Origin of the sequence: Massilia sp. (assembly GCF_046293535.1) — a bacterium.
In the GTDB taxonomy this organism is placed as follows: domain Bacteria; phylum Pseudomonadota; class Gammaproteobacteria; order Burkholderiales; family Burkholderiaceae_D; genus Telluria.
Map to the genome: position 1 here is coordinate 1 of NZ_JBKBOV010000054.1, position 13,898 is coordinate 13,898.

16 protein-coding genes are annotated in these 13,898 nt (G+C 64.9%); 2 read left to right on the forward strand and 14 right to left on the reverse strand.

What is annotated here, in order from left to right:
- Positions 1-257: 257 nt before the first annotated feature.
- From ACK4S9_RS20895 to ACK4S9_RS20955, 13 genes are all read right to left on the reverse strand, one after another.
- Positions 258-530 (reverse strand): glutaredoxin family protein, encoded by a 273-nt coding sequence (locus ACK4S9_RS20895; protein ID WP_409729490.1) that lies wholly within the window; start codon positions 528-530, stop codon positions 258-260.
- Entirely contained in the window at positions 527-1,999 is a 1,473-nt protein-coding gene (locus tag ACK4S9_RS20900) for a DegQ family serine endoprotease (RefSeq protein WP_409729492.1), read from the reverse strand. Before ACK4S9_RS20900 ends, ACK4S9_RS20895 begins: the two co-directional genes overlap by 4 nt.
- A gap of 218 nt (positions 2,000-2,217) precedes the next feature.
- The gene (locus tag ACK4S9_RS20905) at positions 2,218-2,622 is read right to left on the reverse strand and encodes an RseA family anti-sigma factor (RefSeq protein WP_409729493.1); all 405 of its coding nucleotides are present in this window, start codon (positions 2,620-2,622) and stop codon (positions 2,218-2,220) included.
- A gap of 59 nt (positions 2,623-2,681) precedes the next feature.
- On the reverse strand, positions 2,682-3,284 hold the full coding sequence (gene rpoE, locus ACK4S9_RS20910; protein WP_027863712.1) for an RNA polymerase sigma factor RpoE: 603 nt from the start codon (positions 3,282-3,284) through the stop codon (positions 2,682-2,684).
- Between the two features lie 61 nt (positions 3,285-3,345).
- A complete protein-coding gene (locus ACK4S9_RS20915; protein ID WP_409729495.1) occupies positions 3,346-3,864 on the reverse strand; it encodes a hypothetical protein in 519 nt (172 codons plus the stop codon).
- A 165-nt stretch (positions 3,865-4,029) separates the two neighbouring features.
- On the reverse strand, positions 4,030-5,280 hold the full coding sequence (gene fabF / locus ACK4S9_RS20920; RefSeq protein ID WP_409729497.1) for a beta-ketoacyl-ACP synthase II: 1,251 nt from the start codon (positions 5,278-5,280) through the stop codon (positions 4,030-4,032).
- Between the two features lie 38 nt (positions 5,281-5,318).
- A complete protein-coding gene (gene acpP / locus ACK4S9_RS20925; protein ID WP_020653257.1) occupies positions 5,319-5,558 on the reverse strand; it encodes an acyl carrier protein in 240 nt (79 codons plus the stop codon).
- 170 nt (positions 5,559-5,728) lie between these two features.
- Positions 5,729-6,466, reverse strand: a complete 738-nt coding sequence (gene fabG, locus ACK4S9_RS20930) for a 3-oxoacyl-ACP reductase FabG (RefSeq protein ID WP_409729500.1) — start codon at positions 6,464-6,466, stop codon at positions 5,729-5,731.
- Between the two features lie 40 nt (positions 6,467-6,506).
- Positions 6,507-7,445, reverse strand: coding sequence for an ACP S-malonyltransferase (fabD, locus tag ACK4S9_RS20935; RefSeq protein ID WP_409729502.1), 939 nt, complete (start codon positions 7,443-7,445; stop codon positions 6,507-6,509).
- A gap of 168 nt (positions 7,446-7,613) precedes the next feature.
- A complete protein-coding gene (locus ACK4S9_RS20940; RefSeq protein WP_409729504.1) occupies positions 7,614-8,600 on the reverse strand; it encodes a beta-ketoacyl-ACP synthase III in 987 nt (328 codons plus the stop codon).
- A gap of 24 nt (positions 8,601-8,624) precedes the next feature.
- Positions 8,625-9,653: a phosphate acyltransferase PlsX gene (gene plsX, locus ACK4S9_RS20945; RefSeq protein ID WP_409729506.1), complete on the reverse strand. Its 1,029-nt coding sequence runs from the start codon at positions 9,651-9,653 to the stop codon at positions 8,625-8,627.
- Between the two features lie 209 nt (positions 9,654-9,862).
- Positions 9,863-10,045, reverse strand: coding sequence for a 50S ribosomal protein L32 (gene rpmF / locus ACK4S9_RS20950; RefSeq protein WP_005666806.1), 183 nt, complete (start codon positions 10,043-10,045; stop codon positions 9,863-9,865).
- A 218-nt stretch (positions 10,046-10,263) separates the two neighbouring features.
- The gene (locus tag ACK4S9_RS20955; protein WP_409729509.1) at positions 10,264-10,773 is read right to left on the reverse strand and encodes a YceD family protein; all 510 of its coding nucleotides are present in this window, start codon (positions 10,771-10,773) and stop codon (positions 10,264-10,266) included.
- Positions 10,774-10,948: 175 nt separating this feature from the next.
- On the opposite strand from ACK4S9_RS20955, the gene ACK4S9_RS20960 reads away from it, so the two are divergent.
- Positions 10,949-11,578, forward strand: a complete 630-nt coding sequence (locus tag ACK4S9_RS20960; RefSeq protein ID WP_409729511.1) for a Maf family nucleotide pyrophosphatase — start codon at positions 10,949-10,951, stop codon at positions 11,576-11,578.
- 21 nt (positions 11,579-11,599) lie between these two features.
- On the forward strand, positions 11,600-12,349 hold the full coding sequence (locus ACK4S9_RS20965; protein WP_409729513.1) for an SAM-dependent methyltransferase: 750 nt from the start codon (positions 11,600-11,602) through the stop codon (positions 12,347-12,349).
- A gap of 256 nt (positions 12,350-12,605) precedes the next feature.
- Here ACK4S9_RS20965 and ACK4S9_RS20970 read toward each other — a convergent pair whose 3' ends face one another.
- Positions 12,606-13,871: an EAL and HDOD domain-containing protein gene (locus ACK4S9_RS20970; protein WP_409729515.1), complete on the reverse strand. Its 1,266-nt coding sequence runs from the start codon at positions 13,869-13,871 to the stop codon at positions 12,606-12,608.
- Positions 13,872-13,898 lie beyond the last annotated feature (27 nt).

Here is a 13,898-nt window from a genome sequence, read left to right on the forward strand (position 1 = left end):
GCGCAACAGTCGGGTAAAACCTGTCGAGCGCATCAGTCCTCCTGACAATCGGGGTGCAGGTTGGACATCCGCTCAGCTCAACAGTTCAATTTCTACACTTAGCGAGAACAGCGCCTTTTTTATTAACCGGTTGGTAACAAACGGGGTTCCTAGGGTGGGCGGGTCTTCCCGCCCACGCGGCGATCGATACCGGCACCGCTTTCGCACCGGATGATCTTGCCGCAACAATCACCGCGCGGGCGGAGAATCCGCCCACCCTACGCGGCAGCTTTGGCGCAAGCATCCGCCCAACCACGCGCCGCAGCCGCATCGAGGAAGTAATGGCACAACTCCTCGCCTTCCGGGTCGCCATACAGCACCGGGACCAGTTCGTCGAAACGCGCCACCAGCGCCGGGTCGGCGTCGACGTCGATCACGGCGACCTCGAAGCGCTCGCCCGGCTGCTGCAGGGCGAGCAGGGCCTGCCGCATGTCTTCGCACAGATGGCAGTAGCTGCGCGAGTACAGCGTGAACGGGACCGTGCGCGTCATTGGCGGGGCTTCACGACGACATACTGGGTGACGTCGTCGCGCCGCACCAAGAGGGCCACCGGCTTCTTCGGATCCAGTTTGGCGACCAGGCCGTTGAACTGGGCCACGTTGCTCACCGGGGAATTACCCACCTGCGAGATGATGTCGCCGGGGCGGATGCCGGCCGTGGCCGCACTGCCCTCGGCGTTCTCGACCAGCACACCGCCGTCGATGCCGGCTTCGGCGCGCGCGGCCGCCGGGATGTCCGACACCACCAGGCCGAGCGCGTTCGGCGCGGCGCCCGGGGCCGGCTTCTTGGGCGTGGCGCGGGCGGTCGGGGAACGCTCTTCCTGCAGCTCGACGATGGTCACCGGCACCTCGAGTTGGGCGCCGCGGCGCCACACGGTGACGGTGGCGCGGCTGCCCACCTTGGTGGCGCCGACCAGGCGCGGCAGGTCGCGGGTGGTCTCGATCGGCTGGCCGTTGAACTTGAGGATGATGTCGCCGACCTTGATGCCGCCCTTTTCCGCCGGGCCGCCGGCTTCCACCATCGACACTTCCGCGCCGCGCGCCTTGCCCAGGCCGAGCGACTCGGCGACGTCGCGCGTGACTTCGCTGATCTGCACGCCGAGGCGCCCGCGCGTGACCTTGCCGGTGGTTTTCAGTTGCTCGGCGACGCGCATGACCTCGTCGATCGGCACCGCGAAGGAGATGCCGTTGTAGGCGCCGGACAGGGTGGCGATCTGCGAGTTGATGCCGATCACCTCGCCGCGCATGTTGATCAGGGGGCCGCCCGAGTTGCCCGGGTTGACCGCGACGTCGGACTGGATGAGGGGCAGGTATTCGCCGGTGTCGCGCGACTTGGCCGAGATGATGCCGGAGGTGACGGTATTGTCCAGGCCGAAAGGCGAGCCGATCGCCACTACCCACTCGCCGACCCGGATCTTGCTGGAGTCGCCGGTGCGCAGGTAAGGCAGGTTGCCGGCCGAGAGCTTGAGCAGGGCCACGTCCGAGCGGCGGTCCGCGCCCAGCACCTTGGCCTTGAACTCGCGCCGGTCGGTGAGCGTGACGGTAACCTCGTCGGCGCCCTCCACCACATGGGCATTGGTCAGCACGAAGCCGTCGGCCGAGATGATGAAGCCGGAACCGACGCCGCGCGTGACCTGTTCCTCGGCCCCGCCCTGCCCGCCCGGACGGCCCTGGCCGCGGCCGCCGCGCGGGATCTGGCCGCCGAAGAAGCGGCGCAGGAATTCCTGCATCTCTTCCTCGCCGGGTATGCCCTGCCCGCGCTGCACGCGCTCGGTGGTGCGGATGTTGACCACGGCCGGGCCGACCTTGTCGATCAGGTCGGAGAAATCGGGCAGGCCGGTGACGACCGGGGTTTGCACCGGCGCCGCCAGGGCGGTGTGGGGGAGGAAGGCACAGCTCGCTGCGACCAGCAGGGCCGGCAGGAACACGCGAAGTGGACGATGCTTGGATTGACGGGTCATGGGCTTGGCGGTGGAAGGCTGAGATTGACTTTATGGTAAGCCAAAACAGGCGCTTTGTCGCGCCGTACGCAGGGCGGCCGCGCCCCGGGCGAAGGTGGAAAAGGGATGCGGGAAGCGCGGGAATATCGATATGCGAAATGAATCAGGTGAGCCGGGTGATATGCCAGGCATATCAATCGGCGTGGCGGGCTCGGCGGCAGCGTTCGCGCGGCGCGCCGCTAGAGTCGCTTGACGGCGGCCGGACTGGTGTCGGCGACCGGCGCCTCGCGCGGTGCGGCGCCCTGCCCGGCCATCTTGCTGCCGCTGAGCGCCTCGGCACCCGCGACCACCGCCGGTGCGATCGCCGCCAGACCGTCGCCCGGCGCCGCCGCGCGCGCCGCGCCGCGCCGCAGCGGCGTGGGTTCGGCGGCAAGCCGGTCCGCCAATCGCAGCGCGAAGCCGGGCGAGAGCTCGGCGCCGACCGGCTCGCCACGCAGGGCATCGCCGATGCGGTGGTAGAGGTCCCATGTCTGTTGCCCGTCCTCGTCGCGCAAGGCCGCCAGCGCGAGCTCGAGGTCGGCGTCCGCCAGTTCGCCATCCGCAAAGGCCGATATGTATTCGCGTATCTTCTTGTTCGTGTCCATCTGGTAACCCGTCGCCGTCGGTCTGTTCAATTTGTCCCGTCTCTGTACGATCCTGCTACCTACCGACGTTTGTCAACCGGGAAATCGAGCAATGGGCGCAATTTCTCAGCAATGACTTCGCGTGCACGGAAAATCCGGCTGCGTACGGTTCCTATCGGACACGCCATCACCTCGGAGATTTCTTCGTAGCTCAATCCTTCTATTTCTCGCAGAACAATTGCCGTTCGCAATTCCAGCGGCAGCGCTTCCATCGCCGCATTGACCGTGTGGGCAATCTGCTTGCTCGCCAACACCGATTCGGGTGTGTTTATGTCGCGTAAGCTGTCTGCGTCGTCGAATCCCTCCGCCCGCTCGGCGTCGGCCTCGGTGGAGGTCGGCGCGCGGCGGCCCTGTGTGACCAGGAAGTTCTTGGCCGTGTTGATTCCGATGCGATACAGCCAGGTATAAAAGGCGGAATCGCCGCGGAAGTGGCGCAGGGCGCGAAATGCCTTGATGAAGGTCTCCTGCACGACGTCTTCGGCTTCGGCCGGATCGTGCACGAGGCGCGACACCAGGCGCATCAGGCGGCGCTGGTACTTGGCCACGAGCAGGTCGAACGCGGCCCGGTCGCCAGCCTGGACGCGCTCCACCAACACCTGATCACCCTCGCGTTCTGTCGTCACGGACCCTGCCCCATCGGCTGCAGCGGCCCTCCTGCATAAGAGTTGGCCCGCTGCAATAAGTTCAAAGTATTTTGTGCTCCGTCGCCGGCATGCCGGCAGCCCCGACGCCGCTGCCGAGCGCCACCGCCAGGGCACGAAATGCCTCCGGCGGCAGGCTGTCCGGCAGGACGGCGACGCTCGACCATGCCCGCGCGTGCACGCCGAGCCAGCGGCGGCGATCCCCACCGTCGGCCTTCTCCAGGCACAGCAGCAACATCCGCGGCCACAGCGTGGAACCGGCCGAGAGCCTCGCCGGCACCGCCACAGCTGTGTCCTGCCGCACTCCCTGTTGTACCGTCAGGCGTAGCTGACCGGGTCCAGAAATATCAATGCGATGCACCGTTGCAGGACGCAGCGCAGCATGCAGCACGCATGCCGCGGCGAACAGCAGCGCCAGCGCCACACAGGGCGCGAGCGCGAAGCCGTGGGGCGTGGCGAGGCCCACGGCGCACGCGGCCGCGAACAGGGACGCACCGAAGCCGGCGAGCAGGCAACGCAGGCAGCGCGACGGCGCAATGACGACGGTCAGCGCGATCGACATGACGCTTCTGGCGAGAAAAAGGAAGGGGCGCCGCAGTCCGGGGGCGGACGGGAGGAGATACGGGGGAATGTGCTGCGTAAGGCCGAACGACACAGCCTGCAGGCGCCCATTCCGGTTAGACCGGAATGGGCATGGTCTGGTTCAGACCCGCTTGTCAGATTCTCTTCAGACTTTTGCGAAGACGAGGGTACCGTTGGTACCGCCGAAGCCGAAGGAGTTCTTGACCGCGTAATCGATCTTCATGTCGCGCGCCGTGTTGGCCACGAAGTCCAGGTCGCATTCCGGATCCTGGTTGAAGATGTTGATGGTCGGCGGCGACTTCTGGTGGTGGATCGCCAGCACGGTGAACACCGATTCCAGGCCGCCCGCGCCACCGAGCAGGTGGCCGGTCATCGACTTGGTCGAGTTCACGACGAGGCCGGTCTTGGCGTGGTCGCCGAAGACGCGCTTGATGCCGCGCACTTCCGCCACGTCGCCCAGCGGCGTCGAGGTGCCGTGCGCATTCACGTACTGGACTTCGCCGGGGTTCAGGCCGGCGTTCTTCAGTGCCGCGACCATGCAGCGCGCCGCGCCACTGCCATCCTCGACCGGCGAGGTGATGTGGTTGGCGTCCGCGCTCATGCCGAAGCCGATGACCTCGGCGTAGATCCTGGCGCCGCGCGCGACCGCGTGTTCGTACTCTTCGAGCACCATCACGCCGGCGCCCTCGCCCAGCACGAAGCCGTCGCGGTCCTTGTCCCATGGACGGGACGCGGTGGCCGGATCGTCGTTGCGGGTCGACAGCGCGCGTGCCGAGGCGAAGCCGCCCAGGCCCAGCGGCGATACGGTCGATTCCGCGCCGCCGGCGATCATCACGTCGGCATCGCCGTACTCGATCAGGCGAGCGGCGGCGCCGATGCAGTGCAGGCCGGTGGTGCAGGCGGTGACGATCGCCAGGTTCGGGCCGCGCAGGCCGAATTTGATCGAGAGATCGCCCGAGATCATGTTGATGATCGACGCCGGCACGAAGAAGGGCGAGATGCGGCGCGGGCCGCGGTTCATGTACTCTTCCTTGGTGGCTTCGATCATCGGCAGGCCGCCGATGCCCGAACCGATGGTTACACCGATGCGGTCCGCGTTTTCCTCGGTCACGACCAGGCCCGAATCCTGCAGGGCCTGGATGCCGGCGGCCATGCCGTAATGGATGAAGCTATCCATGTTACGGCCTTCCTTGCCCGGCAGGTAGTCTTCCACCTTGAAGTTCTTCACTTCACCGGCGAAATGCGTCGTGAACGGCGTCGCGTCGAACTTGGTAATGTTGGCAATGCCCGACTTACCGGCCAGCGCCGCTTCCCACGCCTCGGCAATGGTGTTGCCGATTGGTGAAATGCAGCCCAGGCCGGTAACGACGACACGGCGGTTGCGTGAACGGCTCAAGCGATTCTCCCAAAAACTTTTAAAGCGCGATCTACTACTTAGGCCTTGACGTGCGCGGTGGCGTAGTCGATGGCTTGCTTGACGGTGGTGATCTTCTCAGCCTGCTCGTCGGGGATTTCCATTTCGAACTCGTCTTCCAGTGCCATCACCAGTTCCACGGTGTCCAGCGAGTCAGCGCCGAGGTCGTCAACGAACGAGGATTCGATTTTGATGTCTGCTTCTGCAACGCCCAGTTGCTCAGCGACGATTTTTTTAACGCGTTGTTCGATATCCGACATGTTATGGCTCCATTAAGGTGTGTGTTGCGGAAAGTGCGCGCATTTTATCAGGTTTGCGCGATGAAAAACTACTTTCGGCGATTGCGGCTATTTCCACCGAAATTACTGCTAAAAGAGGCGTACACGCCGGATTATCTTCGCGGACGAGGATAATCCGGCATTCTATCCCGTTAATTCATGTACATGCCACCATTCACGTGCAGTTCGGTGCCCGTGATATAGGCGGCGGTCGGGCCGGCCAGGAAGGCCACGGCGTGGGCGATGTCTTCCGGCTGGCCCAGGCGGCCCAGCGGAATCTGCTGCAGCAGCGCGCCGTGCTGGTCTTCGCCCAGCGCCTTGGTCATGTCGGTATCGATGAAGCCCGGCGCCACGCAGTTGACGGTGATGTTGCGGCTGCCGATCTCGCGCGCCAGGGCGCGGGTCATGCCGGCCACGCCGGCCTTGGCGGCGGCGTAGTTCATCTGGCCCGGGTTGCCCGAGGCGCCCACCACCGAGGTGATGTTGATGATGCGGCCGTGCTTGGCCTTCATCATGCCGCGCAGCACCAGGCGCGACAGGCGGCCGACGGCGGTCAGGTTGGTGGAAATCACGCTGTCCCACTCCTCGTCCTTCATGCGCATGGCCAGGTTGTCCTGGGTGATGCCGGCATTGTTGACCAGGATCGACAGGCTGCCGAAGCCCTTCTGCACCTCGTCGACGACGGCGCCGCACTGGGCGGCGTCGGTCACGTTCAGGACCACGCCCTTGCCGCCGAATTCGGCCAGGTATTCGGTGATGGCTGCCGCGCCGCTTTCGCTGGTAGCGGTGCCGACGACCTTGGCGCCCTGGCGCGCCAGTTCCAGCGCGATGGCCTTGCCGATACCGCGCGATGCGCCGGTGACGAGGGCGACTTGGTTCTCCAGATTCATGCTCTTCCTTTTCTTGTCTGTGTGTATCAGGCCGACTGCGTCAGGCTGCATTGAGCGAGCCCAGCACGCGCTCCAGCGCGGCCTGGTCGACCAGGGCTTCGCCGACCAGGGCCGCGTCGATGCGCTTGGCCATGCCGATCAGGGTCTTGCTCGGTGCGCATTCGATGACCTGGGTCACGCCCTGCGCCGCCATCATCTGCATGGTCTCGACCCAGCGCACCGGGCCGGCGGCCTGGCGCACCAGGGCATCCTTGATCGCAGCCGGATCGTGCAGGATAGCCACGTCGACGTTGTTGATCAAGTCGATACGGGGCGCCGAGAAGACGATGTTCTCCATGTAGTCGCGCAGGCGGTCCGAGGCCGGCTTGAGCAGCGACGAGTGGAACGGCGCCGACACCGCCAGCTTCATGGCGCGCTTGGCGCCCTTGGCCTTGGCGATTTCGCAGGCGCGGTCGATCGCCGCGGCGTGGCCGGCGATGACGATCTGGGTCGGCTCGTTGAAGTTGACGGCCTCCACGACCTCTCCTTGCGCGGCCTCGACGCAGACGGCGCGCACCTCGTCGGCTTGCAGGCCCAGCACCACGGCCATGCCGCCCTGCCCGACCGGCACCGCGTCCTGCATGGACTGGGCGCGGAAGCGCACCAGCGGCACCGCATCCTTGAACTCGATCACGCCCGCGGCCACCAGGGCCGAGTATTCGCCCAGGCTGTGGCCGGCAACGATGGACGGCGGCGGGCCGCCGGCGGCGATCCAGGCGCGGTACACGGCGACCGCGGCGGTCAGCATGACGGGCTGGGTGTTGGTGGTGAGGTCGAGGTCTTCCTTCGGGCCTTCGGCGATCAGCTTGCCGAGGTCGAAGCCCAGGGCATCCGAGGCTTCAAGCACGGTCTGCTCGACGACCGGGTTGCCGGCGAAGCCGTTCAGCATGCCGACGGCCTGGGCGCCCTGGCCCGTAAACAGGAATGCGAATTTGCTCATTATTGTTCTCTCTTCGAATATCTCGGTTTTCGTAGGGTGGCCGGCTCTGCCGACCGCGCGTCCAACTCACGGTTGCGCTGTGGCGATGCATAGTTTGGCTGAACGCGCGGACGGCGAAGCCGTCCACCCTACGGATCGCCGCGGCGCATACGCCGCGGCACGAAACGCTTACATGCGGGCCAGCACCGCGCCCCAGGTAAAGCCGCCGCCGACGCCTTCCATCAGCACATTGTCGCCCTTCTTGATGCGGCCATCGCGCACCGCGGCGTCCAGCGCCAGCGGGATCGAGGCGGCCGAGGTGTTGCCGTGCTGGTCGACGGTGACGACCATCTTTTCCATCGGCAGGCCGAGCTTCTTGGCGGTGCCCTTCATGATGCGCAGGTTGGCCTGGTGCGGGATCAGCCAGTCGATGTCGGACGGCTGCATCTTGGCGTGCTCGAGCGCTTCCTTGGCGACTTCTTCCAGCACCGTGACGGCCAGCTTGAACACCGCCGGGCCGTCCATGTACAGGAAGCCGCTGCCGGCCACGGCGCCGCCGGCCAGGTTGCCCGGGATCGACAGGATGTGCGACTGGCTGCCGTCGGCATGCAGCTTGGTGGCCAGCACGCCCGGCTCTTCCGAGGCTTCCAGCACCACGGCGCCGGCGCCGTCGCCGAACAGCACGCAGGTGGTGCGGTCGGTAAAGTCGAGGATGCGCGAAAACACTTCGGCGCCGATGACCAGCACGCGCTTGTACACGCCGGCGCGAATGAAGGCGTCGGCGGTCGAGACCGCGTAGACGAAGCCGCTGCACACGGCCTGCACGTCGAAGGCGGCGCTGTTGTTCGCCATGCCCAGTTTCTGCTGCACGATGCAGGCGGTGCTCGGGAAGCTGCCGTGGAAGTCGGGGGTCGAGCTGGCGACGATCACCAGGTCGATGTCGGAAGGCAGCCTGCCGGCCGCGTCCAGCGCCTGGCGCGCGGCCTTCGCCGCCAGGTCGGAGGCGTTTTCGCTCGGATCCGCATAGTGGCGGCTCGAGATGCCGCTGCGGGTCACGATCCATTCGTCGGAGGTCTCGATCCCCTGCTCGGCGAGTTGGGCCGCCAGTTGATCGTTGGTGACGCGCTTGGCCGGCAGGTAGCTGCCGGTACCGGTGATCTTGCTGTAGACAGTCATCTTTCCACCATCCTGCTGGTTTGGTTACGCCTGGCGCTGCTGGGCGTCGGGCGGGGTCGGCATCAGTTCGGCAATCAGGGCCGACAGCTGCTCTTGTACATCGTATTTGGCCGCGTCGTAGGCGCGCTTGATCGCCCATTCGAAGGCGAAGGCATTGGCGCCGCCGTGGCTCTTGAAGACCAGGCCCTTCAGGCCGAGCAGGCTGGCGCCGTTGTAGCGTTCCGGGTTCAGCTTCTTGAGCGACTTGCGGGCCAGCAGCGCGCCGGCCATCGAGAAGATGTTTTCGGTGAACACGGATTTGACGAAGCGCGACAGGCCTTCGACGGCCTTGAGCGTGACGTTGCCGACGAAGCCGTCGCACACGACCACGTCCACCGTGCCCTTGAAGATGTCATTGCCTTCGACGTTGCCGAAGAAATTCAGCTTGCCGCGCGCGTGGTCGGCCTTGAGCAGCTGGCCGGTGGCCTTGACCGCCTCGTTGCCCTTGATCTCCTCGGTGCCGACGTTCAGCAGGCCGATGCGCGGGCGCGGAATGTTTTCCATGGCCGAGCACAGGACCGAGCCCATGATGGCGAACTGGTGCAGGTGGTGCGGTTCGCAGTCCACGTTGGCGCCCAGGTCGAGCATGTAGGTCGGGCCGCCCTTCTGGTTCGGCATGATGGAGCAGATCGCCGGACGGTCGACGCCGGCCATGGTCTTGAGCACGTAGCGCGAGACGGCCATCAGGGCGCCGGTATTGCCGGCCGAGACGCTGGCGTTGGCGCTGCCGTCCTTGACCAGCTCGACCGCCACGCGCATGGACGAATCCTTCTTCTTGCGCAGGGCGATTTCGAGCGGGTCGTCCATGGTGACGACCTCGGTGGCGTTCCTGACGGTGATGCGGGCATGCGCCTCGGCGCCATGCTTCTTGAGTTCGGCGCGCAGCACGTCTTCGAGGCCCACCAGGATGAGGTGGACGTCGGCTTGTTTTTTTATAAACGAGATGGCTGCCGGAATGGTAACTGAGGGGCCGTGATCGCCGCCCATGCAGTCAATGGAAATTGTGATTGTCATTTGTTCGGGGATGCCGGCTCATGCAAAGCGAGAGACAGTGCGGGCGGCAAGATGGGAGGGGGCGTGGCGCGAAGCCAGCCGCTGTCCGCGCAATTCAAAATGACGGAGTGCAAAGTTGTTGCAGCCGCTGAGGACGGAAAAGAAAAAGCGGCGCCACGCAGATAACATACGTTGCACCGCTTTCATGGTACTAAAGGACAAGACGTCGATTACTCGTCGTTCTTGGTCTTCAGGACTTTACGGCCACGGTAGAAACCGTTCGGGCTGATGTGGTGACGCAGGTGGGTTTCGCCGGTGGTCGGCTCGACTGCCAGGTTCGGTGCGGTCAGGAAATCGTGCGAACGGTGCATGCCGCGCTTCGACGGGGACTTCTTATTCTGCTGAACTGCCATGATGACTCCTAATACATAAGTTCTAAAATTCTAACACATTCGATTTGCAAATACTTGCAGATCGAGTATCCCAGCGGCAATTTCTTATTCATCCATCGCCGACATGTTTTAACGCTGCTACATCAACTGCCTACTGCCATACTCGACTACTGCACGCGTTTGACACGTTCTTTCAGTCGTACTGCGGGGTGCTGCGGTACTACTTGATTCTGTATTGCTTATTCGGACTTGAGATTTTTCAGTGCCGCGAACGGCGAGACCTTCTCGGTCTTCAGGGCGTCCAGGAGCTGAGTGTCCGGACATACCTCGTGCTTCGGTGCCTGCGGCAGGGCCAGCAGGGCTTCGTCTTCCAGCAACTGGCGGATGTCGCACTCGCGGCTGCCGACGATCACGTCGATGCTCTCGTCGTCGAGGATTTCCTCGATCGCGTCCGCATCCTCGTCATCCTTGCCGAGCACCAGCATGGTGGACGAGTCGATCTCGTACTCGAAGGGCGCGAGGCAACGCTGGCAAGCCAGCTTGACGGTGCCGGCGACCGACAGCGTCATCGCCGGGTAGCCCTGCTTGGTCAGGCTGCCATCGATCGCCCAGCGAATCTCTCCGGATGCTTCGCCAGAACCGTCGGCGCACTCGGCGGCCAGACGGCTCATCTCGGCGACAGGGGTCGTGCCTTCGCGGTGTCCGCTATTCCGGCAAAACTCGAAGGCGTCAATGACAAAAGCGCTCATTTGGAAAACTTCCCCGGAAAACCTGCGATAATAACAGGCTTCTCCCCGCAGCGTCAAAGACTTACGTCGTTTTTGCGCCGCGCGCGTTGTGCCCGATATGATTTATCGGGTTTACTTGCTGGAGATATATGATCTGTCAGCTTAGCTTACGGTTTTCCTTCTTCACCAGACCGCAATGATACCAAGTTCGGCGCCTCCGCGTTCGGCGCATTCGCGCCTCATTCTCGCCTCCAGTTCCGCTTATCGCCGCGAGCTGCTGTCGCGCCTGCAACTACCTTTCGAGGCCATCGCACCCGACATCGACGAAACGCCGCGTGCTGGCGAGGCGCCGCAGGACACCGCCCTGCGCCTGGCGCGCGAGAAGGCGGCCGCGGTGGCGGCGCGGGCTCCCGGCGCGCTGGTGATCGGCTCCGACCAGGTGGCGACCCTGGACGGCATGCAGATCGGCAAACCCGGCGACCATGCCCGCGCGCTGGCGCAATTGCAGCTGATGCGCGGGCGCCGCGTCGTGTTCCATACGGCGCTGTGCCTGTGGGACAGCCGCGTGGCCGACCCGTCCAGCGCCGCCCAGGTGGAGAACGTGCAGGTCTTCGTCGACTTCCGCGACCTGCCCGATGCCGAGCTGGATGCCTATCTGCGCATCGAGCAGCCCTACGACTGCGCCGGCAGCGCCAAGAACGAGGGCCTGGGCATCGCCCTGCTGGAGCGGATCGAGTCAAACGACCCGACCGCCCTCACCGGCCTGCCCCTGATCGCCTTGACCGGCATGCTGCGCCGCGCCGGCGTTTCCTTCTTCGGCGTGTAACACCTTTATTTTTTCTGAACGATGCCTGGCACCCTTTACCTGATCCCGAACACCCTTGGTCCCACCGACGCCTCCCCCGGCGCCCTCTCCGCCCTGCTGCCGACGCAGGTGCAGGCCCTGACCTCCAGGCTCGATTACTTCGTTGCCGAAAACGCCAAGACGGCGCGCGCCTTCCTGAAGCTGGTCGCCATCGACCATCCGCTGGCCAGGCCGCTGCAGGAAATCGAGATCGCCGAACTGAACGTGAACACGCCACCGGCCGCGCTCGCGCAACTGCTGCAGCCGCTGCTGGCGGGGCGCGATGCCGGACTCGTGTCGGAAGCGGGCGTGCCTGCCGTGGCCGACCCGGGCGCCGACCTGGTGCGCCTGGCCCACCAGCATGGCATTCCGGTGCGCCCGCTGGTGGGACCGTCCTCGCTACTGCTGGCGGTGATGGCGAGCGGACTGAACGGCCAGAGCTTCGCCTTCAACGGCTATTTGCCGACCGACGCGTCCCAGCGCAGCAAACGCATCGGGCAGTTGGAGGGACGCTCGCGCAGCGAGAAGCAGACCCAGCTGCTGATCGAAACGCCCTACCGCAATGGGCAGATGCTGGAGGCCCTGGTGGCGGCATGCCAGCCAGGGACCCTGATTTGCGTGGCGACCGACTTGTCGCTGGCCAGCGAGTCGGTCAGGACCCTGACGGCGGCGAAGTGGAAGGCGGCGCTGGCGGCCGGCAAGGCACCGGACTTTCACAAGAAGCCCACCGTGTTCCTGTTCCTGGCGCAGTGAGCGCGTAACACCACCGCGCTCCGCCAGCACGTCGTACGCGCCACTGGCGCGTACGACTTCCCGCGCAGGCGCACTGCTGTCCGGGATAATTTCATCTGGCCGCAGATCGTCGTTCCCGCGTAGGCGGGAACCCAAGTTTGCGTGGGCTGCCCTTGAACGCAAACGCAGTCACTACGCGAAGGAACTGGATTCCCGCCTGCGCGGGAATGACGTCGTCAGGCCAAGGGGAATCGATGTGTCGTCTCAGCGCAATGCGTCAATGCACTTCATGGGTAAGCTCCCTCACCCAGTCGAAGGCCTTCAGCTCGATCTCGCGGATCTGCGCCACCGACAGGCCGAGTTTACGCAGCGCGTTGTACAGCTTGCGCCCGCCTTCGGCCGCCTCGAGCAGTTCGGCCACGCGCAGCATGGTCCCGAACTCGCCTTCGCGGTCGAGCAGCGCCATGCGTACGTCCCCCGCCACCTCGACATTGTCAAGGATGTCCTGCATCGGGATCGAGAACAGCGCGTCGGCCAGCGACATGATCCCCACCGTGAAGGCACGGTCGGCCCTGGCCGCATCGTTCGGATAGCGGGCCTGGGTCATCAGCTCGAGCAGCTTGCCGCGCGTGGTGGCCAATTGCAGCAGCGGCGAGGCCAGTTCGACCCCGCCCGCGGTCGTGTACAGCAGGATCTGCAGCCAGCGCTGCAGCTGGCGCCGCCCGAGCTGGTGCAGCGCCTGCGACAGCGACTCGATCTGCGGCCCCCGCGCCGCGCGGCTGTTCACCAGGCGCAGCAAGTTCAGGCTGATCAGGGCGTCGCGCTTGACCGCGGTTTCGATCACCTGGGCGTCCGCATCCGAGCCCACCAGCTCCAGCAGGCGCAGGATCGTCATTTCAGAGGGCGTGATCTTCTTGCCCGACAAGATGACCGGACGGGCAAAGTAATAGCCCTGGAAGTATTCGAAACCGAGCTCCATGCACAGCTTGAATTCGTCGATGGTCTCGACCTTTTCAGCCAACAATTTCTTGCCGGTGGACTTGAGCGAGCGCACCAGGCCCTTCAGCTCTTGCGGCGGCACCAGCTTGACGTCGACCTTGATGACGTCGACCAGGCCGACCAGGCGGTCGAGCTCGGGCGAATGCTCGACCACGTCGTCGACCGCGAACTTGAAACCAAGTTCCTTCAACTCGGCCACCCGCGCCAGCAAAGCTTGGGTCGGCTTGACGGTTTCCAGGATTTCGAGGATAACCTTATGGGGAGGCAGGAAACGCACGAAGTCGCTCATCAACACGACCTCGTCGACATTGACGAAGGCGAGCTGCTCGCCGACCACCTGCTCCATGCCCAGTTGCGAGGCGTGCGAGATCACCGCCGCGGTCGCCGCAGCGTTGTCGGTCAGCTTCGCATCGTCGTCCTCGCCGGCGGCACGGAACAGCAGCTCGAATGCCACGAGATGCTGGTCACGGCCGAGGATAGGCTGGCGTGCGAGAAAAAAATCGTTGGACGGCACGGATGCCGCTGCCGTTGCTTCGGCATGCATCAAACAAACTCCCGGAAACTGTTGCGG

What these genes read in the sequence shown, in the direction of transcription:
- ACK4S9_RS20895 (WP_409729490.1), bottom strand. Translation starts at nt 530, where the DNA reads ATGACGCGCACGGTCCCGTTCACGCTGTACTCGCGCAGCTACTGCCAT.
- ACK4S9_RS20900 (WP_409729492.1), bottom strand. Translation starts at nt 1,999, where the DNA reads ATGACCCGTCAATCCAAGCATCGTCCACTTCGCGTGTTCCTGCCGGCC.
- ACK4S9_RS20905 (WP_409729493.1), bottom strand. Translation starts at nt 2,622, where the DNA reads ATGGACACGAACAAGAAGATACGCGAATACATATCGGCCTTTGCGGAT.
- ACK4S9_RS20915 (WP_409729495.1), bottom strand. Translation starts at nt 3,864, where the DNA reads ATGTCGATCGCGCTGACCGTCGTCATTGCGCCGTCGCGCTGCCTGCGT.
- acpP (WP_020653257.1), bottom strand. Translation starts at nt 5,558, where the DNA reads ATGTCGGATATCGAACAACGCGTTAAAAAAATCGTCGCTGAGCAACTG.
- fabG (WP_409729500.1), bottom strand. Translation starts at nt 6,466, where the DNA reads ATGAATCTGGAGAACCAAGTCGCCCTCGTCACCGGCGCATCGCGCGGT.
- fabD (WP_409729502.1), bottom strand. Translation starts at nt 7,445, where the DNA reads ATGAGCAAATTCGCATTCCTGTTTACGGGCCAGGGCGCCCAGGCCGTC.
- ACK4S9_RS20940 (WP_409729504.1), bottom strand. Translation starts at nt 8,600, where the DNA reads ATGACTGTCTACAGCAAGATCACCGGTACCGGCAGCTACCTGCCGGCC.
- plsX (WP_409729506.1), bottom strand. Translation starts at nt 9,653, where the DNA reads ATGACAATCACAATTTCCATTGACTGCATGGGCGGCGATCACGGCCCC.
- rpmF (WP_005666806.1), bottom strand. Translation starts at nt 10,045, where the DNA reads ATGGCAGTTCAGCAGAATAAGAAGTCCCCGTCGAAGCGCGGCATGCAC.
- ACK4S9_RS20955 (WP_409729509.1), bottom strand. Translation starts at nt 10,773, where the DNA reads ATGAGCGCTTTTGTCATTGACGCCTTCGAGTTTTGCCGGAATAGCGGA.
- ACK4S9_RS20960 (WP_409729511.1), top strand. Translation starts at nt 10,949, where the DNA reads ATGATACCAAGTTCGGCGCCTCCGCGTTCGGCGCATTCGCGCCTCATT.
- ACK4S9_RS20965 (WP_409729513.1), top strand. Translation starts at nt 11,600, where the DNA reads ATGCCTGGCACCCTTTACCTGATCCCGAACACCCTTGGTCCCACCGAC.
- ACK4S9_RS20970 (WP_409729515.1), bottom strand. Translation starts at nt 13,871, where the DNA reads ATGCATGCCGAAGCAACGGCAGCGGCATCCGTGCCGTCCAACGATTTT.